The organism is Streptomyces scabichelini, assembly GCF_011045015.1.
GTDB lineage: Bacteria > Actinomycetota > Actinomycetes > Streptomycetales > Streptomycetaceae > Streptomyces > Streptomyces scabichelini.
In genome coordinates, this window is record NZ_JAAKZY010000073.1 from 18,271 (window position 1) to 38,253 (window position 19,983).

The 19,983-nt window shown below is 70.6% G+C and carries 14 protein-coding genes; 6 read left to right on the forward strand and 8 right to left on the reverse strand.

Annotation, left to right across the window (positions count from 1 at the left end):
• The first annotated feature begins 52 nt into the window (after positions 1–52).
• The 3 genes from G5C60_RS23060 to G5C60_RS23070 all read left to right on the forward strand — a co-directional run bounded on the left by G5C60_RS23060 (position 53) and on the right by G5C60_RS23070 (position 3,222).
• Positions 53–1,036, forward strand: coding sequence for an alpha/beta hydrolase (locus G5C60_RS23060; protein ID WP_165262320.1), 984 nt, complete (start codon positions 53–55; stop codon positions 1,034–1,036).
• An 80-nt stretch (positions 1,037–1,116) separates the two neighbouring features.
• The gene (locus G5C60_RS23065) at positions 1,117–2,160 is read left to right on the forward strand and encodes a helix-turn-helix domain-containing protein (protein ID WP_165262322.1); all 1,044 of its coding nucleotides are present in this window, start codon (positions 1,117–1,119) and stop codon (positions 2,158–2,160) included.
• A gap of 111 nt (positions 2,161–2,271) precedes the next feature.
• Positions 2,272–3,222, forward strand: a complete 951-nt coding sequence (locus tag G5C60_RS23070) for an SGNH/GDSL hydrolase family protein (protein WP_165262324.1) — start codon at positions 2,272–2,274, stop codon at positions 3,220–3,222.
• 113 nt (positions 3,223–3,335) lie between these two features.
• Here G5C60_RS23070 and G5C60_RS23075 read toward each other — a convergent pair whose 3' ends face one another.
• The 7 genes from G5C60_RS23075 to G5C60_RS23105 form a co-directional block, all read right to left on the reverse strand.
• Positions 3,336–6,989: a LamG-like jellyroll fold domain-containing protein gene (locus tag G5C60_RS23075; protein WP_165262326.1), complete on the reverse strand. Its 3,654-nt coding sequence runs from the start codon at positions 6,987–6,989 to the stop codon at positions 3,336–3,338.
• A gap of 442 nt (positions 6,990–7,431) precedes the next feature.
• On the reverse strand, positions 7,432–8,079 hold the full coding sequence (locus G5C60_RS23080) for a TetR/AcrR family transcriptional regulator (protein WP_241266998.1): 648 nt from the start codon (positions 8,077–8,079) through the stop codon (positions 7,432–7,434).
• On the reverse strand, positions 8,076–10,091 hold the full coding sequence (locus tag G5C60_RS23085; protein WP_165262330.1) for a CocE/NonD family hydrolase: 2,016 nt from the start codon (positions 10,089–10,091) through the stop codon (positions 8,076–8,078). Before G5C60_RS23085 ends, G5C60_RS23080 begins: the two co-directional genes overlap by 4 nt.
• Positions 10,088–11,857, reverse strand: a complete 1,770-nt coding sequence (locus G5C60_RS23090) for a dipeptide ABC transporter ATP-binding protein (RefSeq protein ID WP_165262332.1) — start codon at positions 11,855–11,857, stop codon at positions 10,088–10,090. Before G5C60_RS23090 ends, G5C60_RS23085 begins: the two co-directional genes overlap by 4 nt.
• Positions 11,857–12,756 (reverse strand): ABC transporter permease, encoded by a 900-nt coding sequence (locus G5C60_RS23095; RefSeq protein ID WP_165262334.1) that lies wholly within the window; start codon positions 12,754–12,756, stop codon positions 11,857–11,859. The genes G5C60_RS23090 and G5C60_RS23095 overlap by 1 nt, the downstream gene beginning before the upstream one ends.
• Positions 12,753–13,709: an ABC transporter permease gene (locus tag G5C60_RS23100; protein WP_165262336.1), complete on the reverse strand. Its 957-nt coding sequence runs from the start codon at positions 13,707–13,709 to the stop codon at positions 12,753–12,755. The genes G5C60_RS23095 and G5C60_RS23100 overlap by 4 nt, the downstream gene beginning before the upstream one ends.
• A gap of 2 nt (positions 13,710–13,711) precedes the next feature.
• A complete protein-coding gene (locus G5C60_RS23105) occupies positions 13,712–15,295 on the reverse strand; it encodes an ABC transporter substrate-binding protein (protein ID WP_165262338.1) in 1,584 nt (527 codons plus the stop codon).
• 320 nt (positions 15,296–15,615) lie between these two features.
• Here G5C60_RS23105 and G5C60_RS23110 point away from each other — a divergent pair, with 320 nt between their 5' ends.
• Positions 15,616–16,557 (forward strand): MHYT domain-containing protein, encoded by a 942-nt coding sequence (locus G5C60_RS23110; RefSeq protein WP_165262340.1) that lies wholly within the window; start codon positions 15,616–15,618, stop codon positions 16,555–16,557.
• A gap of 103 nt (positions 16,558–16,660) precedes the next feature.
• On the opposite strand, the gene G5C60_RS23115 is transcribed toward G5C60_RS23110, so the two are convergent.
• On the reverse strand, positions 16,661–17,143 hold the full coding sequence (locus G5C60_RS23115) for a VOC family protein (protein ID WP_165262342.1): 483 nt from the start codon (positions 17,141–17,143) through the stop codon (positions 16,661–16,663).
• A 783-nt stretch (positions 17,144–17,926) separates the two neighbouring features.
• Here G5C60_RS23115 and G5C60_RS23125 point away from each other — a divergent pair.
• Positions 17,927–19,192, forward strand: a complete 1,266-nt coding sequence (locus G5C60_RS23125; protein ID WP_165262344.1) for a streptophobe family protein — start codon at positions 17,927–17,929, stop codon at positions 19,190–19,192.
• Positions 19,193–19,255: 63 nt separating this feature from the next.
• Positions 19,256–19,954 (forward strand): class I SAM-dependent methyltransferase, encoded by a 699-nt coding sequence (locus G5C60_RS23130; RefSeq protein ID WP_165262346.1) that lies wholly within the window; start codon positions 19,256–19,258, stop codon positions 19,952–19,954.
• The last annotated feature ends 29 nt before the right edge of the window (positions 19,955–19,983 follow it).

Here is a 19,983-nt window from a genome sequence, read left to right on the forward strand (position 1 = left end):
GGAAACAGCGATGATCGGCGGCAGGCAACGACGCCGTACCGAGGAGCACCCGATGACCACCACTCCCCCGCCCTTCGACCCCGAGCTGGCCGCCGCACTCGCCGTCATGGGCGAGATGGCGCCGACCACGCTGACGCCGGAGATGCTCGCCTTCGCGCGGGAGGCCGAAGGGGCCGCGGAAGGCCCGTTCTCGCTGCTGACCAATGAGGAGATGCGTCGCGACGGGGCCTTCGAGGTCGAGGAGCGGACGGTGCCCGGTCCCGAGGGCGCACCGGACATCTCACTGCTCATCTGCAAGCCCACCCGGGTGCAGGGTCCGCGGCCCGTCGTCTACTACACGCACGGCGGCGGGATGGTACTGGGCAACAACCGGCTCGGCATGGAGCTGGCGCTCGACTGGGCGACGGAGCTGGGCCTGGTCGTGGTGTCGGTCGAGTACCGGCTCGCCCCGGAGCACCCGCATCCCGCCCCTGTCGAGGACTCCTACGCGGGCCTGCTGTGGACGGCGGAGAACGCCAAGGAGATCGGCGGCGACCCGGACCGGATCATCCTGGCGGGTGGCAGCGCGGGCGGCGGACTCGCGGCGGCGCTGGCTCTCCTGGCCCGCGACCGGAAGGGTCCCCGTCCGGTCGGCCAGCTGCTGCTCTGCCCGATGCTCGACGACCGCAACGACACCCCGTCCGCCCACCAGATGGCCGGTCTCGGTATCTGGGACCGCACGGCGAACGAGACGGGCTGGAACGCGCTGCTCGGTGAGGCACGCGGCACTGCGGACGTCTCCCCGTACGCCGCCCCGGCCCGCGCCGACGACCTTTCCGGTCTCCCTCCGGCCTTCATCGACGTCGGCTCGGCCGAGACCTTCCGCGACGAGGACGTCGCCTACGCGTCCCGGATCTGGCAGGCGGGCGGCCAGGCCGAGCTGCACGTATGGCCGGGCGGCTTCCACGCCTTCGACGGCCTCGCCCCGCAGGCCGCGCTGTCCCAGGATGCCCGGGCGGCCCGGCTGCGGTGGCTGCACCGACTGCTCGGTGAGTGACACGTCAGTCACCGGCGCACCGCGCATGATGACTTCTGACGCATGGCACCAAATGGTGATTCCTGACCGAGAATGAGCAGATGGAAGAGCTGGCTGGCCGCCTGGCCGCGCTCGACCCGGACGCCGGAGCCGCTGTCCAGGTCATCGCCTACTTCGACCGGCTGGTCGAGGGCCGCGCCGGGCTCGAGGCCCTGGTGCGGGGTGCGGCGGTACTCTCCGGCTGCCCCGCGCGGCTCGTCGACGAGGCCCGGCAGGTACGGGTCCGGGTCGAGCCCGACGGGCGGCGGCGCGACGAGAACGGGCCCGTGCGCCCCGAGTGGCCTTCGATGCCGCTGACTCCCGGCGGGTCGCCCGCGGTGTGGCTGGAGCGCACGGGACCGCGGACGGTGGTCGACGCCATGGTCCTGGAGCGGACCGCGAGCGCCGCCCGGCATGTCCTGGACCGCACCCGGGGGCGGGCGCCGGTGCATGGCCCTGCGGATGATCCGGCCCTGCTGGAGACGGTGCTCGACCCGACGGCCGCGGAGGCCGCGCGGCTGCACGCGGCGCGCGGGCTCGGTCTCGACCCGGACGGCCGGGCTCTCGCGATCGCCCTGCGCGGCGGCCCGGTGAAGCAGCCTTCCCTGAGCCTTGCCTCCGGCGAGCGGGCCCTCGTCCAGCCGGTCCCCGCCCCGGAACTGCCGGACGAGAGCCGGGTGGGTGTGGGCCCGGCGGTCCCCGTCCTGGAACTGCCGCGCTCCTGGTCCGCCGCTCGCACAGCCCTGCGCTTCACCGCCGAGGGCACCGACCAGGACCCGGGCCCTCGCATCGTCCACTCCGATGACCTCGGCACGCTTGCCCTCCTGGCGACCGTGGTCGCCCCGGGCACGGAGCCGCCGCCCGACGTACGCGCCCTCGACCAGGCCGCCGCGGCGAGCCCGTGGCTCCTGCCCACGCTGTATGCCGTCGTCACCTCCCCGAGCCGGCGCACAGCGGCCACCGAACTGAACGTGCACCACTCCACGCTCCAGGACCGCCTGGCCCACGCGGAGTCCCTGCTCGGCTGGCCGGTACGCACGCCGCAGGGCCATCTGCGGCTCCAACTCGCCCTGGCGGCACGGCTGCTGACGCGAAACCAGCTCTGAAGTCACCGACCGCGTTGTCTCCGGCCGCGTTGGCTGCCCGAATACTTCCCCCGCGCGCTCCACTGTGCTTGTCTGGGGGCCGTTTTCGGTGGCTGGGGCGGGAGTTGCCGTATGCGCAAGTCGTGGGTCGTCGGGGTGCTGGTGGGCTTTTTGCTGCTCGGTGCGTGCGGGGATCCCTCGTCCGAGCCCGAGTCCGTGCCGCCCGAGCGGTCTGCTTCCGGCACGTCGGCTGCGAAGGCTCCCGCCGTCTCGCCGTCCTCGACCACGCAGCAGCAGCGACCGCCCGCCTCCGCCGTGCCCGCGGCGCCCGAGGCGCCCGCAAAGCCGCCCACCGTGCTCTACCTCGGTGACTCGCTCGCGATGGAGAACCAGAAGGTGCTCGGCGGGCTCCTCCGGGACGAGTTGAAGGCGCGTTACACCAGCGCCCCGTACTCGGGGACAACGCTCTGCGACTACCTGGAGGGCACCGGCGAGGACTCGCTCGTGCCGGCCGAGGACAAGGCGGCGGCCCTGGTGCGTTCGCTGCGGCCCGACTTCGTGGTGCTGCAGTTCTGGGGCAACGCGTGGGGCTACACGCCGTGCATGGACGGGATCACGCACGACAAGGCTGAGGCCGAGTACTTCGCGCGCTATGCCGCGGACGCACGGCGGCTGACCGAGCAGATCGCGGACGCGGGAGATGGGGACGGGCCGAAGGTCGTTTGGGTGCTTCAAGGGCCCGACCCGATCACACCCGACCGGGTACGCCGCGTCAACGCGATCTACGAGCAGCAGGCCGACGCGTCCGGCGACCTGCTCGCGGACGCCGGCAAGGCGGTCAGTTCGGCCACGGCCCGCTACACCTGGACCCAGTACCTGCCGTGCACCGCGTACGAGCGCGACCACCCCGCGTACTGCACCGAGCCGGGCAGCGGCCGGACCGCCCTGCACCGCGACGACGACTACCTGCATTTCTGTCTGGCGCCCACCACCGAGAAGTCCAGGCCCTGCCCGGTCCGCTCGCCCGGCATCCTGCGCATCGGGCAGGCGATCACCACGGCACTGACCGCCGCGACGAACTGAGAGAGCCGTGAAGGGCAGGTGCCCGGATCCGCTGACCTCTCGACGGACCCGGGCACCTGCGTGGGGTACCGGCGGCGCGGCGCCCTCATCGCCGGCCGCCGGTGGTCATCGCCTCATCGCACCTCCCGCGCGTACGGCGCGACGGTGATCCGGTCGATCAGCGGCGCGTAGCGGGAGCGGAGCAGTACGCCGGGGAAGGTGTCCGAGGCGTACGAGGTGCCGTCGAAGTTCGGCAGCTCCTCGGAGCGGAACGCGATCGTGTTCTGCCCCTTCTTCAGCTGCACGGGGATGGTCAGCTCCCAGAAGTTGTTCTGGTGGAAGCTGTGCGGGAAGCTCACTCGCTTCACCTCGCCGCCGTTGACGCTGATGTCGGCGTGGCGGGCGAGCGGGTCCGGGTTGTAGTGGGTGGCCTCGGACTGCTCCGGGTTGGAGTAGCGGACGCGCAGCGCGTGCAGGCCGGTCCGGTCGGCCTTGACGGTGAACGTCGCGGTGTTGCCGTTGCCGGGCTCACCGCCGATGTCGGTGATCGCCGAGCCGTCGGTGGCCAGGGACAGCGGTGCGAGCTTGGCCGAGCCCGCGAGCTTGGCCTCGCCCGCCTCGTACGTACGCGCCGGCAGCGCGCCCTCGGTCGGCGTGACCCTGAGGCGGTCGACGAGGGTGGTGGACGAACCTCCGGTCAGCGTCACCTTGTTGACGCCGCCCGAGAGGGACACCGCCGCGCTGCTCGTGCCCTTGGCCAGGCGCAGGACGTCGTGGCCGTTGACGGACAGCCGGGCGCCCGAGCCGTCGAGGGTGTCGACCTTGAGGGTGGCCTCGCGGTCGGCGGGCGAGTAGACCCAGAACGTGGCGGTCTGGCCCTTGGCGAGCCGGGCCGCGCCCGAGCCGGTGGCCGCCTGCTTCGGCAGTTCGTAGACGGGCCGCGCCCCGCCGCCCAGCCAGGCCAGTTCGCCCTCGTACACCTGGGTGTCGGCCGAGGTCTCGGGGAGGGAGAGGGTGAGGCGGTCGACGATGGCGTCGCCCTTGGTGGCGCGCTTGCCGTCGGCGCTCTTCGCGGCGAGCGTCAGGGTGTGCTTGCCCTTGGTGAGCTTCACCTTGGTGTCGGTGTGGTCCCACACCACCCACTTGTAGCCCAGCGGCAGGTGCATCTCCTGCTCGCTGTCCGCCTTGCCGTCCACGCGCAGGAAGACGTTGGTGGGGCCCTGCTCCTTCACCTTGTCGAAGGTGTTGAGGGAGTTGGCGAAGACGCTCAGGTCGTAGGTGCCGTCCTCGGGCACGTCCACGGTGAAGTCGAGCGTGACGTCCGAGCCGGTGCGCAGGCCGCCCACGTCGTAGCCGCCGGAGGTGTAGAACTTCGACACGTCGCGCGGCGAGCCCTCCGGGCCGTTCTTGGAGTAGCCGGACCCGGTGTGGGCGGCGTCCTCCGCCTCGTACGAGTCCTTCCAGCGCACGGACGGCGACTGTGTGCCCTTCGCCTTCCCGGCCGGGCTGAGGACGATCTCGTAGGACGAGGACTCCTTCAGCTTCGGCAGGTCGCCCTCGCCGAAGTCGACGACGACCTTGCCGTCGTCACCGACTTTCAGGTTCTGCTCCGAGAGCAGCTTCGGGCCGGAGGAGTCGCCCACCTGCCCGCTCCAGTCGATCTCTCTCACCCAGGCGTGCACGCGTTCCCCGAAGAGCTTCTTCGGGACGTTGTCGAAGGTGATGTGCCCCTTGCCGGTGGAACCGCCGAAGATCAGCCGGGACTGCTTCTTCTTCTCGTCGAGCGTGGCGACGCCCTGCATGGTGTAGTTCTCGCCGGGGAACGGCGGGGTCACCTTGACGGTGTGCCCGCTCATCGAGGCGTACGAGTTCAGCAGCCACCACTGGCCGTTGCCGCGGTTGGACTGCACCGCGGAGTCGGAGAGGTTGCCGTCGATGTTCCAGTACGCGATGTCGGCGTCCACCTTGGACTCCTCGATCGCGGACACCCACTGGATCATCTGGCCGGGGACCGAGGTGTGGTAGTTGAACGCGTACTCGTTGATGTTGATGGGGAGTTGGGTGCCTTCGCGGTCGGTGCCCTTGAAGAGGTCCTTCTCCCATTCCCGGTACTTGGCGGTGCTGTCGCGCACCGCCTCCGGGTGGCTCAGCTCGTGCCAGGTGATGACGTCCGGGAGGGTGCCCGCGGCCAGGGTGTGGGTGAGGAAGCCCTTCACCTGGTCGTAGAGGACGCTGGTGTTGGGACCGGCGATGCGGGCGTCGGGCATCTTGCCCTTGATGAGCTTGTAGAAGTCGTCCCAGGCGGCGAAGTAGTCGTCCGGGTCGTTGAGCCAGCTGACCTTGTTGTAGCTCCACTCGCCGGTACCGAACATGTTGCCCTCGGGCTCGTTGAACGGCACGAAGACGACGTTGTCCTGATACTCCTTCGGCAGCTTCAGAACCTGGTCGACCTGCTTGGCGACCTTCTCCCGGTAGAGCTTGACCTTCTCCTCGGGGGTGTCGCCCGGCCACTGGTACGGGAAGCCGCGGTGGATGTCGGTCATGTAGATGTACACGTCACCGTCGGTGGAGTCGGCCAGCGGCTTGACCACGTCCAGCGCGTCGGCCCCGGGGTGCTGCGGGCCGTCCTGCGCCTTCGTGGAGACGGTGCGCAGGCCCATGCCCTCGATGAGGTTGTTGGTGGGGACGTCCGGTCCGTACACGCCGTAGAGGGTGCCGGAGGCGCCGCCGTGGAACTTACCGGTGTCCGAGCCGAGGTCGACGTCGAGCTGGCCCTCGCGGACCACGGTGACGGTTGCCTTGACGGCGCGCCCTGCCGCGGTTCCGGCGACCGTGAACGTCCCGGGCTGGGCGTACTTGTCGGCCGGTATCTCGTCCCAGGTGATCGGGGTGTCGCGGTCGTAGCCGTCGGAGTAGGTGGAGCGGACGGCGGCGGGGAGGGTCGGGGCGGTCCCGTTCGTCGTACGGGCCTCGAAGGACGTCTTCGAGAGCTCCTGGAGAGTGGGCACGGCCGGGACCGTGCCGGCCACCTGCTCGGCGCTGAGCGCCGAGTGCCAGACGGTGAAGTCGTCGATCGCGCCCTTGAGCAGCGGATCCGGGTAGAGGGACTTGCCGATGTAACCGGCGGCCGTGGCCGAATCGTCCAGCACGTCCTTGGCCTTGATGCTGGTCTCGGTGGACGAGACCGCCACGCCGTCGAGGTAGGTGGTGAGCCGGCCGGCGGAGGTGTCGAGGGTGACGGTGAGGGTCCGCCACTGGTCGGCGGGGAGCGGCGCGTAGCCCTTGACCTGGTTCTCCCCGCCCCCTCCGCCGGTGGTCACGGAGGTCTGCAGCAGCCCGTTTCCGTTGTACGGGCTGGCGAAGAGGTACTTGGTGGTGTTGGTGCCCAGATCGAAGATCCGCTGCCAGGGCGACTTGTCGCCGCTCCACTTCACGCGGGCGGAGACCGTCAAGTCGGTTGCGTCGCCGATGATTTCGCGGGGCAGGCGGACGTACGCCCCGTCGGAGGTGTCCGGCCCGCCGGGCAGGGCGAGCGCCTTGCCGCCGTCCGTGCCCGAGACGGACTGGGCGGTGGAGGGGTTGACCAGGCTCGCCGTCAGGCCGTTGCCGGAACTGTCGGTGATCTTCCCGGACGTGAGGTCGTCCTGGTCGAAGGTGTAGCGGGCGGTGGGCTGGGGCGCGTCGGCCGCTTGCGCGGGGCCGGCCGGCGCGGCCAGCAGACCCGCGCCGAGGGCCAGCGCCACGGCGGCCGGTGCTCTGCGCCGCGCGGCTCTGTCAGCGGATGGCATGGATGGCGTCCTTTCAGGAGGGCCGTCGAACCGGTTCGACAGCGTGACCGCGCTCGTACCGGTTGGCACGGATCTACCGGTGGTCAGCTGTTGGGGAACGCCGTGCGGCCGACGAGCACAGGCGGGGGAAACCGTCGGCGTCGGCGACCTCGTGGGTGGCGCGGTTCGGGCATGGGCGGCTCGGACTTTCGGCTCCGGGAGTCGGGTTCTCTCAACTCGCCTTGACTGTGCGGCATTTCGAACACGGTTCGTAGCGTCGGCGGCACCGTAGGCGGGAGGCCGAGTAGAGGTCAATACTTTGCGCAGCCCGGGTGTCCACCGCTGAGCGTAGAGAGGCCCTCAGCGGGTCCGGCGCGATACCGCGCCCCGTAAGGGGCGCGGGGAACTGCGCGATCAGCCCCCACCGGCCCGCGCGGTCATCACCGTTCTTCCAGCGGAGCGCTTAGCGGCCCGCCTCCAACTCCGTCTCCACCAGCCGGTACAGATGACGGCGGGCGTCCTCCGTACTCAGTGGAGGCGCCTGGCGCAGCCACTGGAGGGCCAGGCCGTCGGAGAGTGCCGCGAAGCGGACGGTGAAGCCGGCCGGGTCGGCGCAGACGAACTCGCCCTCGGCGACGCCCCGTTCGACCAGCGCACGGATCTGGCTGTGCCAGTCCTCGTACCGCCTGGCCTGGCCTCGGGCGAAGGCCCGCTCGGGGTCCTGGTCGCGCTCGCCCGCGCTCCAGTAGTCGAACCACATCCGCCAGTGCCGGTCGGTGTCCTCCGTGAACAGCGCGTCGATCAGCAGCCGCAGCGCCTCGGAACCGCTGGACGCCTTCTCGGCGGCCTCTTGCAGCGCCGCGTAGTAGCGCTCGATGTGCAGCACCATCGCCTCGGAGAGGATCTCCTGCACACTGCCGAAGTGGTACGTCACCGTGCCGACGGACACCCCGGCCGCCGCCGCGACATCGCGGACACCCACCGACTGGTATCCGCGCTCCGCGATCAGCGGCACGGCCGCCTCCACGATGAGCCGGCGGCGGACCTCGGTGGGCTGTCGGGTGCGGTCCGCGGCGGCGACGGCGCGGCGAGGGGTCCTGGCGGCGTTCATGCCGACGTCCTCGGGATGGCGCGATGCCATGCGCGCTTGGCCACTGTCTCTCCGTCCGCCCGTGCTTCGATGCGACTGTCCATGATGAACTCCGTGGCCGTGGCCCGCAGTTCCGTGCGGGCCATGATCTCAGCGTCCCAGTCGTCGCCGCGCCGCAGCCGGATGTTCCACTCGGACACGGCGTGTGCCGAGAGGGGGTCGCCGGTGCGGATCCGGTACGTCTCGCACGCGCTCTCCTCGTACCGCAGCCCGTCGGGGTAGGTCCGGGATCCCCCGTAGTTGGGGTCGACTTCCAGGGTCCACTCCCCCTTCGCGACGTCATGCGTGACCAGCCGCTCCGGCCGCGGTTCGGCGTCCCTCTCGTACTCCACGGGGAGCGGCGATGCCTGCTCGGGCTCCTCGAAGCGGATCGCCTCTGCGCCCCGGTCGTACGCGGGATCCCGGACGGGCAGGAGCAGGGCGCTCTCGGCGGGCACCACGGCCAGCTCGCCGCGCTCGCCGTGCGGCCACACCCAGGGCCAGTACGTGTCGGAGACGGCGACCCGGATGCGATGGCCGGGCGGAACGGCGTACCCGATGCCGGCCAGCTCCCATTCCACGGTCTCGTACGTGCCCGGCCTCCACTCCACCGCCCGGTCGCGCCCGTGCCTGCTGAGCAGGTTGAGCACGCCGCGCGTGACGAGCGTGGACGAGCCGTCGGGCGCTACGTCGCACACGCGGACGATCACATGGGCGCGCGGTGTCGCGCTGTCGAGGCGGAGCCGGACGCGCGGGCGGCCCAGGATCTCCACGCGCTCCTCCAGCGGCCGCGAGTCGAAGCAGACCGAGCGGCCGTCCTCCTCCCGCTGGTCCGGCGGCAGATCGCTCGCGTTGCCGAAGGGGAAGAAACGGCCGGCGTCGAGGCCGGTGTGCTGCGGCGTGCGGACGAGGACGGGGGCGTACGTCTCCCCCAGCGGCCGTTCGTCCCAGGTGACCGACGGAGACGGCCAGTTCGGGTCCCCGACCCAGCGGCCCGGCATGACGTCGTACGACGTGGCGGGCGGGACCGGGTCGTTGATCCAGGCACGGAGCTTCGGCTCACGCAGAATGCCTGTGTCGACGTCCCTGAGGTGCTGGTCCCACCAGCGGAGGGTCTCCTGGAGGAAGCCGATCGCGGGTCCGGGCGGCAGGCCGCGGTCGGGGTACTGGTGCGACCACGGCCCGATGATCCCTCGTACGCGATCGTCCGGCAGATGTTCCACGAGCCGCAGCACGGTGTCGCGATACGGGTCGTTCCAGCCGCCCACCGCGAGCACGGCCGCGTCGATGGCGCCGTAGTCCTCGCAGACGCTGCCGTGCCGCCAGTAGTCGTCGCGTTCCTGGTGGGCGAGCCAGGTGTGCAGGAAGGGTTCGAGGGCGTCGAGGCGTTCGCGCCACATGGGGAGCCAGCGGTCCTGGCCTACGCTCTGCGGATCCGGCGGGCGGGCGGCGAACGCGAGCATCGTGCCCGCCCAGGCGAGCATGTCGATGCCGAGGACGGCGCCGCCGGTGTAGTGCACGTCGTTGTCGTAGCGGTCGTCCGCCGAGCAGACCGTGACGATCGCCTTCAGCGGTTCGGGGGCGAGGGCGGCGATCTGCAGGGAGTTGAAGCCGCCCCACGAGATCCCGAACATGCCGACCTTGCCGGTGCACCAGGATTGCGCGGCAAGCCAGTTGACGACGTCCACGCCGTCCGCGAGCTCCTGAGCGTCGTACTCGTCGCCGGGGGTGCCCTCGCTGTCTCCGTGCCCCCGTATGTCGACGCGGACGGAGGCGTAGCCGTGGCCCGCGTACCAGGGGTGCCGTTGGGCGTCCCGGGGGGCGGTCCAGTCGGTCTTGCGGTACGGGAGGTATTCGAGCAGGGCGGGGACGGGGTCGTCCTCGGCGTCGGCCGGTCGCCAGATCCGGGCGTGCAGACGCGTCCGCCCGTCCCGGGTGGGGATCCAGACGTCCTCGCGCACGACCTGGCGTTCGAAGTGCTCGCGATACCTCAATTGTCTCCTTCGTCAGGGCCGGTCGCTGCGACAGCGTCGGCCGCGCGCCAGCGGCGGACCCGGTGGCCGTCGCCGTGTTCGGTCCAGAGATCGTCCGGTTCGGCGGCGTCGGCCCACTCGGGGGCGTCCTCGACGAGAGGCTGCGCGTCGGGGTCGGGTTCGAGTACGGCCGCCATCAGCTGCCGGGTGTAGGGATGCCCGGGTGCGGCGAAGACCGCGTCCGTCGGGCCCTCCTCCACCACCACGCCGTGCCGCAGGACGACCACTCGGTCCGCGATGCCCCGTACGACGGCCAGGTCGTGGCTGATGAACAGGCAGGCCAAGCGGCGTTCGCGGCGCAGGTCGTCGAGGATCCGGAGCACCTCGGCCTGGACCGAGACGTCGAGGGCCGTGGTGATCTCGTCGGCGATCAGTACGTCCGGTTCGCCCGCCAACGCCCGTGCGATACCGATGCGTTGACGCTGGCCTCCGGAGAGCTGGGCGGGCAGCCGGTCGGCGAGGGCAGGGTCCAGGCGTACGTCGGAGATCAGCTTCCGGGCGCGTACGGCCGCATCCGAACGACTCCCCGCCGTACCGAAGAACCGCAGGGGGCGGCGGACCGCGTCGCCGACCGAGCGGCGTGGATTCAGGGATGTGTCGGCGTTCTGGAAGACGAGCTGGACGCGGCGCCGCAACGACATCGGCCGCTTCCGCACGGGCCCCGCGAGGTCGCCCGACTCGTGGGTCATCGTGCCGCCCGAGGGAGCGCGCAGTCCGGCGAGCGTCCAGGCGAGCGTGGACTTGCCGCTGCCCGACTCCCCTACGAGAGCGAGGACTTCGCCCCGCCGGACGTCGAAGGAGACACCGTCCACGGCACGCGACGACCCGTAGTCGACGGTGACGTCCCGCGCCGATACCGCGACGGGAGAATCACCGGGCACGAGCGCCTTGGGCCGTACTTCCCGCTCCCCCTCCTCACCCACAAGCGCAAGACCGGCGTCATCGAGCCGCGGCACGCTCGCCAACAGCCGTCTGGTGTACGGGTCCTGGGGCGCCGCGAACAGCCTCCCGGTGGGCGCGGCCTCCACGACCCGCCCGGACCGCAGCACGGTCACCTCGTCGGCCATGTGCGCCACCACCCCGAGGTCATGGCTCACCAGCACGGCGGCGAGGCCGAGTTCCTCGCGCAGGGCGCCCACCAGATCGAGCACGCCGCGCTGTGTCACCACGTCGAGGCCGGTCGTCGGTTCGTCGAGGACGAGGACCTTCGGCCGGGCCGCGATGGCCATGGCTATGGCGACGCGCTGTTGCTGGCCGCCGGAGAGTTCGTGCGGGTAGCGGCGGGCGAGTTCGGTGGGGCGAGGCAGCCGGACCTGCTCCAGCAGATCGACGACAGGTACGTCTCCGCCGACCTCGGCGATCTGTCGTCCGATGCGCATGGACGGGGTCAGCGCGTGCCCCGCGTTCTGCCCGACCATGGCGACGGTCCCGCCCCGCAGCCGCCTCAACTCCCGTGCGGGCAGGGCGAATACGTCGGCTCCGTCGACCCGGACCGACCCGCCCGTCACCCGCGAGCCGTGCCGCAGATGCCCGAGCAGCGTCGCCGCGACGGTCGACTTCCCGCTGCCCGACTCACCGACCAGCGCCAGGGTCTGCCCGGGCAGCACCTCCAGCGACACCTCATGGACGACGGTCACGTCACGGCCGCCCGAACGGTAGGCCACGGAAAGGGAGTCGACGGACACGAGGGCGGTCGTGGCGGCAGTGGCCGCTGCTGTGGAGGTCATCAGAGCCCCTCCCTGATCCGGTCGACGCCCCACGCCTTGGACAGTCCGTCGGCCGCGAGGTTGAGCCCGACCACAAGCGTCGCCAGGGCGATGATGGGCGCGAGGCTCGCCATCGGCACAACGGTGATGGCGGTCCGGTTCTCGGCCACCATCAGTCCCCAGTCGGGAGTCGGCGGGTCGGCTCCGAAGCCGAGGAACGACAGCGAGCTGATCAGCAGCACCACCCACGAGGCCCGCATCGCGAACTCGACGCACACCACATCGATGATGTTCGGCAGGATCTCGCGCCGCAGGATCGCCCAGGTGCCCTCGCCCCGAGCCCGGGCCGCGGTCACATAGTCGGCGGGCACGACCGCCAGCGCGGCGCCGCGCACGACACGTACGACCTGAGGGACGTACACGACGGCGATCGCGAGGACGATGACCGACGGGCCCGTGCCCAGCGCCGTGACGACGACCAGCAGCACCAGCACCGGCGGCACGGAGAGGACCGCGTCGAGGACCCGCCCCAGCACGTCGTCGAACCAGCCGCCGCGCAGGGCCGCCGCACACCCGGCCACCGTGCCGAGGACGACGGTCAGCAGCGTCGCGGTGACGGAGACACCGAGCGCGTACTTGCCGCCGTGCAGAACCCGGGCGAGTACGTCACGGCCGTACTGGTCTGTTCCCGCCAGATGGTCCCAACTCGGCCCCAGCAACGCCTGGTCGGCGTGGTTCGCGATGGGGTCGTACGAGGTGAGGACCGGGGCGAGCAGGGCGATCAGGACGTGGACGGCGACGATCGCGAGGCCGATGGTGGCCGCCCGTGAGGACCGGAGCGTGCCCCAGGCGCGGGCCGCGGCGGAGGGCGGGGCGAGGGGAGCGGCGGGAGCGGGCGCCGGGGTGTCCAGGGTGGTCATCGGGTCCTCCCGCGCGTACGGAGCTTGGGGTTGAGGGCCATGGCGCCGAGGTCGGCGGCCAGGTTGCAGGCGACGTACACGACCGCGCTGATCAGGGCGATGGCCTGGATGACGGGCAGGTCCCGGTTCTGCACGGAGGACAGCATCAGCTTGCCGATGCCGGGGTAGTTGAAGACGTTCTCGACGACCGCGACCCCGCCCGCGAGCCAGGCGACGTTCAGGGCGATGACGTGCAGGGTGGGCAGCAGGGCACCGGGGAGCGCGTGCCGGGTGACGACCCGCCACGTCGACAGGCCCTTGAGCCGGGCCGTGGTGACGTACTCGCTCGCCATCACGTCGACGACGGACGTCCGGGCCATCCGGACGATGTACGCGGCCATGACGACGGCGAGGGCGAGAGCGGGAAGCCATACGGCGGGCAGGAGTTGGCCGATGCTCGCCTCTGGCCCGTACAGCACGACGGCCGGGAACACCGGCAGCGCGACGGAGAAGCACAGCACCAGCACGGTCGCGACCACGAACTCGGGGACGCTCATCCCGACCAGGCTGACCGTGGAGATCAGATGGTCCGGCCAGCGGTCGCGGTACAGGCCGGCGAGGATTCCGAGGACGATCGAGCCGGTGACGGCGAAGAGAACCGTGATCAGAGCGATCAGCGCGGAATTCCCGAGGTACATCGCGACTTCGCCGCCGACCGCCTTGCCGGAGACGAGCGAGAGGCCGAAGTCGCCGTGCAGGGCGCCGCTCATCCAGTCGGCGTACCGCTCCCAGGCGGGCTGGTCGAGCTTCAGCTTCTCGCGCAGGGCGGCGACCGCGTCGGGTGTGGCGTCTCTGCCGAGGACCTGGGTGGCGACGTCGCCGGGCAGGGCCTGGACGGCGAGGAAGACGAGGACCGAGGAGAGGAAGAGGGTGCCGACTGCGGCGAGTACGCGGCGGGCGATGAACGAGAGCATGGTCAGGCTCCCTTCAGGCCGATGCCGAGGTAGTCGAACTCGAAGCCGTACTCGGCGTATCCGCGCACCTTCCGCGAGAGGCCGACGAGCCGGTCGGCGAACATCGGGGTCATCGCCCCGCCCTTCTCCATCACGAAGGTCTGCGCCTCGCCGTACAGTTCGCGCCGCCGCGTGTCGTCGGTCTCCTGCCGGGCCCGGTCGAGCAGCGTGTCGAAGTCCTTGTCGGACCAGGCGGTCTCGTTGTACGAGGAGCCGCTGCGGAAGACCTGGGTGAGGAGCTGGTCGACGGGTCTGCCGGTGAACCAGTACGTCGCCATCAGCGGCTTCTTCATCCAGATCTGCGTGTAGTACGAGTCCGCCGCGGCCGTCTTGACCCGGATGCGGATACCGGCCCGCCTGGCCGAGTCCTGGTAGGCGAGGGCCATGGGCGTGAAGACCGGGTCGTACGAGGACGTGTAGAGGTCGGTCGTCAGGCCCTCGTGTCCGGCCTTCTTCAGCAGGTACCGCGCCTGCTCCGGGTCGTGCTCGGGATGCGTGGTGATGTGGGCGGGGTCGCTCGGCGGCACGGGGTTGTCCCAGCCTGCCGTGCCCGCGCCCTGCAGGGCGACCTTCACCACGTGCTCGGGGTCGTAGGCGAGCTTCATCGCCTGCCGGACGCGTACGTCGGTGAAGGGTTTCTCCGTGGTGAGCATCGGCAGCACGTACCACTGGGCGTTCTCGACCCGGGCGATCGTCGCGCGGTCGGAGGCGGCGACGACCCGGGCGGTGGCGAAGTCCAGGTTGGTCTGGGACAGAAGGTCGACCTGGCCTGCCAGCAGGGCGTTCGAGCGGGCCGACATGTCGGCGACGGAGTAGAAGCTGATGGCGTCCAGGACCGGACGGCCGGCCCAGTGGTCCTCGTAGGCGGTGATGCGGCCGGGGCCCGCGGGCGTGAACGACTCCAGTTTGAAGGGGCCGGTGCCGATGCCGGTGCGGCCGATCCCGCGGGCGCTGCCGTCGGGGATGACGTAGCAGTTGTAGTGCGTGAGGAGGCTCGGGAACTCCGCGTTCGGGGTCTTGAGCGGCACAACCAGCGTGTGGGCGTCGGGAGTTCGCAGTTTGTCCGGGTCGACGAGCGGGGCGAGGACGGCTGCCTGCGGGGACGCCGTCTTCTTGTCGAGGATGTGGCGCAGGGTGTACGCGGCGTCGGCGGACGTGAGCTTCCGCCCGTCGTGGAAGGTGACGCCCCTGCGAAGGCGGAAGGTCCACGTGCGGGCCTTGGCGTCCGGTTCCCAGGACTCGGCGAGGTCGGGGGCGACCGTGCCGTTCTCGGCGATGCGGACCAGGCGGTTGTAGAGGGCGCCGAGGTATTCGTACGCGGACAGGGCGCTCGCCGGGTCGAGGGTCTCGGCGTCGGAGGCGGGCGGCCGGGCGATACGGAGGGTGCCGCCGCGGTCGGGGGTGCCCGGCTTCGCCTCCGTGGGCAGGGCGGGCGCGGCCGAGGCGCCGGTGCAGCCGGTGAGCAGCCAGGACGCGCCGAGGGACGCGCCACCCGCAGCGGCCGCTGCGAGGACCGACCGCCGTCGTGGGTGATGGGTGTCGGACATGTACCGACCGCCCTTCTCGCTATTCGTTCGGCGGAACGATTGAGTGAACGGCGTGAACGATAACGTGGTGACGGGTCCCCGCCAACCCTGGGAGCGCGGAACTTAACCTCGGGAAACCCAGGTGTTACAGGAGCCGGGAACGGGCGGCGACGGCACGAAGCTGAGGCGACAGCGGTCAGATCACGCCAACGCAGGACCGTAATTTGCGTCAGACCGTGCCGACACGAGCCAATACCAGCGGTAAGGGCTTGCTTTGCCTGCCCTTTACACGTAAGTCTTCTTCCCCTTTCAACGAGCCATGTTCCGGGGGGAATCGGCCTATGCAAGGCACGGTCGACGGTTTCAGCTACGGCGCGGTCACTCCGGTGGCCGCCTACCTCATGGCATGCCTGGGCGGCGCTCTGGGGTTACGCTGCATCGTCCGGACGCTGTTCAACAACAAGCAGTCGTGGAAGCCCGGTTGGCTGGCGCTCGGAGCGGCGTCGATCGGATGCGGCATCTGGACGATGCACTTCATCGCGATGATCGGTTTCCAGGTCGAGGAGACCCATATCCGCTATGACGTCGGCCTGACGGTACTGAGTCTCGCCGTGGCGGTTGCCGTGGTCGGCGTCGGCGTCTTCATCGTGGGATACGGCGGCGCCTCCGCCGGCACGCTGGCCACGGCTGGCATCGTCACCGGTCTCGGCGTCGCCGCCATGCACTACTTGGGCATGGCGGCGATGCAGATGGACGGGAGCATCAAGTACGCCCTGGGCACCGTCGCGCTCTCCGTGGTGATCGCCGTCGTCGCCGCGACCGCCGCACTGTGGGCGGCCGTCTCGATCCGGGGGTTTCTGACAAGCCTGGGGGCCAGCCTGGTCATGGGTGTGGCGGTGAGCGGAATGCACTACACCGGCATGGCCGCCGTCAGCGTGCGCCTCCACGAGGCGACCGACGGAACCCAGACCGGCGACTCGCCCATGTCGCTTCTGCTGCCCATGCTCATCGGCCCGGTCATCTTCCTTGTCCTGGCCGGGGCGATCGTGATGTTCGACCCTCTCCTCGTCTCAGGTGACAGCGATGAGGGCCGATCCGCCGCCGGGCGGCGCGCCGCGGCCGACAGCACTGAGCAGGCCGTGCCCCAGCCCGGCACGCTCTTCGAGGGCCGGCCCGGCACCGGTTCCGAGGGTTCGCCCGACCCTGGTTTCGAAGGTCCGCCCGATCCCGCGCGACGCTCCCAAGGAGAGTACGAGGCATCAAAATCCGCCTACGAGTGGTGAGTTGACCCTCGCATACGTACATGGCTTCGCCGGAACGGCTCTGCACGGCGGCCGGCTCACCTGACGGTGGTGTGAGGGCGGCGGCCGCCGTGCCTGGCCCGCCTCACTCCCCCGCGGCGGCCTTCTCCAGGGGTGCGATGTCCAGCTTCGACATCTTGAGCATCGCCTCCATCGCCCTGGCCGCCTTCTCCTCGTCGGGGTCGCTGACCAGCTCGATCAGCCGGGTCGGGACGACCTGCCAGGAGAGGCCGAACTTGTCCTTCAGCCAGCCGCAGGGGCCCTCCTCACCGCCGCCCTCGGTGAGCTTGTTCCAGTAGTAGTCCACCTCGTCCTGGTCGTCGCAGCGGATCTCGAAGGAGACGGCCTCGTTGAACTTGAACTGCGGGCCGCCGTTCAGGGCGACGAACTTCTGGCCGTTCGCCACGAACTCGACGGTCACGACGGAGCCGGCGGGGCCGGGCCCGGCCTTCGTGGAGCGCAGGACCCGGCCGAGCCGGGAGTTCTTGAAGACCGAGACGTAGAAGTCCGCGGCTTCTTCCGCCTGGCCGTCGAACCAGAGACATGTGGTGAATCCGTCGGTGGTCATGAGCACCTCCTGGTAGCTGAACGCTGTCACCTGTACAGACCGGCCCTCGTGCGGAAACTCATCGGTGGCGCAGGCACCCACATCGCGCCCTCCGGGACTGGGAAGGGCTGGGAAGGGCTGGGACGACCGCCGGCAGCGACGTCCTGGCCGTTGACGCCTGGTGGCACCGGCGGGAAGTCCTGGCGGTTTTTGTCGAACTCTGAGCCGGATGTCTCGGACGTTGAGGAGGCGGTCATGCCTGCTGTGCCGTTACCAGGCGAGTCGCATGGAAGACGGAGATTCCTCGGCGGGACCGCCGCCCTGGCCGGTGCGGCCGCCCTGAGCGGATGGCCGACCCCGGCCGCCGCGCGGACCGCCGCCTGGGAGGACGTGATCAACGGGTCCTTCGGGAGCTATGGCGCCTTCGAGGCCGAGTGGAACTATCTGTATCCCTGGGGTTCGGACCACAACGGCAGCGCCCGGATGTACGGCAGCTCCAGCGACCACAACCTGACGTGTCGACGACGATCGTCGGCGTCTCCTCGCCGGGCAACTGGCACTCGTACCGCGCCTGGATCACCAAGGTGAACGGCACGGACGTGGACATCCACTACTACCTCGACAACACCTGGGCTCCTCGGGTCCTGGCGGGGACACGTTCTATCGAGCGCGGAACGTGTACGTGGGGCGCACCAGGGTGTAGCGAACAATGGCGCAAGGACGCCGAGCGGGAGCCGCGACGCCAGCTGACGCGGTCGGCCCTCTCGGCAGGCGCGGCGGCGGAGGCCTGCCTAGCGTGGCAGCGTGAGTTCCCAGACACCCGCCGACCAGGCAGTGGCCCGTCACGGCTGGGCCGAGGCCGTCGTGACGGTCCTGGCCGGAGTGGTCGTCATGGCCTTGGTCGCCGCGCTCGGACTGTGGGCGGCCGGGGCGGCGGACCTGCCGGATGGAGCGTTCCCGCGGGTGGTCGCGGCCACCATGGTGGTGGCCGTCGGCGGTTCGATCGAGATCGCGGGCAACGCCGGAGCCCTCGCCGAGACCCAGGCGGGCCTGACGGTCATCCCCCTGTCGGTGGCGCTGGCGGGAGTCCTGGTCATCGCCGCCGGATTCCTCCGGCCCTTACGCCACCGCGCCGTCACCGGGGCCCCGGAACTGGCGGGCTGGGCCGCGCGCATCGCGGTCGTCTGGCTTCTCGCCCTGACCGCGTTCTCGCTGCCCGCTCGCGAGACCTTCGACATCTCCGTCGGCGACGGGAGCATCGGCGACATCGGCGAGCTGTTCGGCGAGGCGCCCCGGGTGGGCTTCGAGGCCGACGTGCCGGTGACGCTGGTCTTCGGGCTGCTGTGGCTCGCGGGCGTACTGGTCCTCGCGCTGCTGGTGTCACGGAGAGCGCCGCTGTCGGCCCGGCTGCTGCGCTTCCAGGAGTCGGTCCGGCCGGCCGCGTTCGCCATGGTCGCGCTGCTGCTGACGTACGTCGTCCTGGGCCTGGTCATCGCTCTGGTCGTGGCGGCGACGCGCGGGCACGCCGTCGAGACGTTCGCCGTGATCCTCCTCGGGCTGCCCAATGTCGTCTGGCTCGTCTTCACCATCGGCCTGGGCGCCTCGTGGGAGGGCCGCGTCGACGGGCCGTTCGGACTGCCCATGCCACGGCTGCTGGACATCGTGCTGCGTACGCCGGACATCTCCACCCTGAATCTGCGGACGCTCGCGGAACACGACGGCAAGGTGTGGTGGCTGGTCGTCGTCAACGCCGTACTGCTCCTGGCCGCCGCGTTCCTGATGGCCGCCCGCTCCCCGGCCCGGACGCGCGCCTGGCAGCACGCCCTGCACATGGCGGTCGCGCTGGCGCTCACGGTGCTCGCCGTCTGTCTCCTCGCCCGGATCTCCGCGCACTACGGCCTGTCGATCCTCGGCATCGGCGACCTCGGCGGCGGACTGTCCGGCGACCTCCTGCTGCGGCCACGGCTGTGGATCGCTCTGGGTTTCGCCGTGCTCTGGGGGCTGGTGAGCGGTTTCCTGGGCAGTCTGCTCGCCTCCCGCGTGCACCGGCAGGGCCAAGGGGGCTTCTGATGGATCTCCGTGGTGGCCAGTTCACGACAGTGAGGCCGATGACTCGTACTACGGTACGTGGCCATGATCGAGCCGGACTTCCTGCACACCACCCGAACGGGGTACAACTCCGTCGCCGTCCAGTACGCCGAACTCTTCGCGAACAAACTCGAGGACCGTCCGCTGGACCGGGCGATGCTCGCCGCGTTCGCCGACATCGTGCGGGCCGACGGCGCCGGACCGGTCGCCGACATCGGCTGCGGACCCGGCCATGTGACCGCGCTGCTGCACTCGCTCGGGCTGAGCGCATTCGGCGTCGACTTGTCGACGGAGATGCTCGCCATCGCCCGCAAGGCGCATCCGGACCTGCGGTTCGACGAAGGCTCGATGACCGCACTGCCCCTCGGCGACGGTGAGCTCGGCGGGATCCTCGCCCGGTACTCGATCATCCACACCCCGCCGGAGCGGCTGCCGGAGGTCTTCGCCGAGTTCCACCGCGTGCTGGCGTCGGGCGGCCATCTGCTGCTCGCGTTCCCCGCCCACGACGATCCCTCGGAACCCGCGAAGGCATTCGACCACAAGGTGGCGCTCGCCCACTGCTGGTCGCCCGACGGGGTCGCCGGCCTGCTGCGCGACACCGGGCTCGTCGAGGTGGCCCGTCTGGTGCAGGAGCCCGAGGAGAACGACGAACGGGGCTTCCAAGGGGCCCATTTGCTGGCTCGCAAGGGCCGGCCCGCCGCTTTCCGTCCGCCGTTGGTCAAGAGGCGGAAGCATTCCGTCTGATTCCCCGGCACGAGCCCTCATTACGGGGA

Bases quoted from the DNA above. Each gene is read 5' to 3' on its own strand.
- G5C60_RS23070 (WP_165262324.1), top strand. From the start codon at position 2,272: ATGCGCAAGTCGTGGGTCGTCGGGGTGCTGGTGGGCTTTTTGCTGCTC.
- G5C60_RS23110 (WP_165262340.1), top strand. From the start codon at position 15,616: ATGCAAGGCACGGTCGACGGTTTCAGCTACGGCGCGGTCACTCCGGTG.
- G5C60_RS23095 (WP_165262334.1), bottom strand. From the start codon at position 12,756: ATGACCACCCTGGACACCCCGGCGCCCGCTCCCGCCGCTCCCCTCGCC.
- G5C60_RS23075 (WP_165262326.1), bottom strand. From the start codon at position 6,989: ATGCCATCCGCTGACAGAGCCGCGCGGCGCAGAGCACCGGCCGCCGTG.
- G5C60_RS23115 (WP_165262342.1), bottom strand. From the start codon at position 17,143: ATGACCACCGACGGATTCACCACATGTCTCTGGTTCGACGGCCAGGCG.
- G5C60_RS23100 (WP_165262336.1), bottom strand. From the start codon at position 13,709: ATGCTCTCGTTCATCGCCCGCCGCGTACTCGCCGCAGTCGGCACCCTC.
- G5C60_RS23105 (WP_165262338.1), bottom strand. From the start codon at position 15,295: ATGTCCGACACCCATCACCCACGACGGCGGTCGGTCCTCGCAGCGGCC.
- G5C60_RS23130 (WP_165262346.1), top strand. From the start codon at position 19,256: ATGATCGAGCCGGACTTCCTGCACACCACCCGAACGGGGTACAACTCC.
- G5C60_RS23080 (WP_241266998.1), bottom strand. From the start codon at position 8,079: ATGAACGCCGCCAGGACCCCTCGCCGCGCCGTCGCCGCCGCGGACCGC.
- G5C60_RS23060 (WP_165262320.1), top strand. From the start codon at position 53: ATGACCACCACTCCCCCGCCCTTCGACCCCGAGCTGGCCGCCGCACTC.
- G5C60_RS23090 (WP_165262332.1), bottom strand. From the start codon at position 11,857: ATGACCTCCACAGCAGCGGCCACTGCCGCCACGACCGCCCTCGTGTCC.
- G5C60_RS23065 (WP_165262322.1), top strand. From the start codon at position 1,117: ATGGAAGAGCTGGCTGGCCGCCTGGCCGCGCTCGACCCGGACGCCGGA.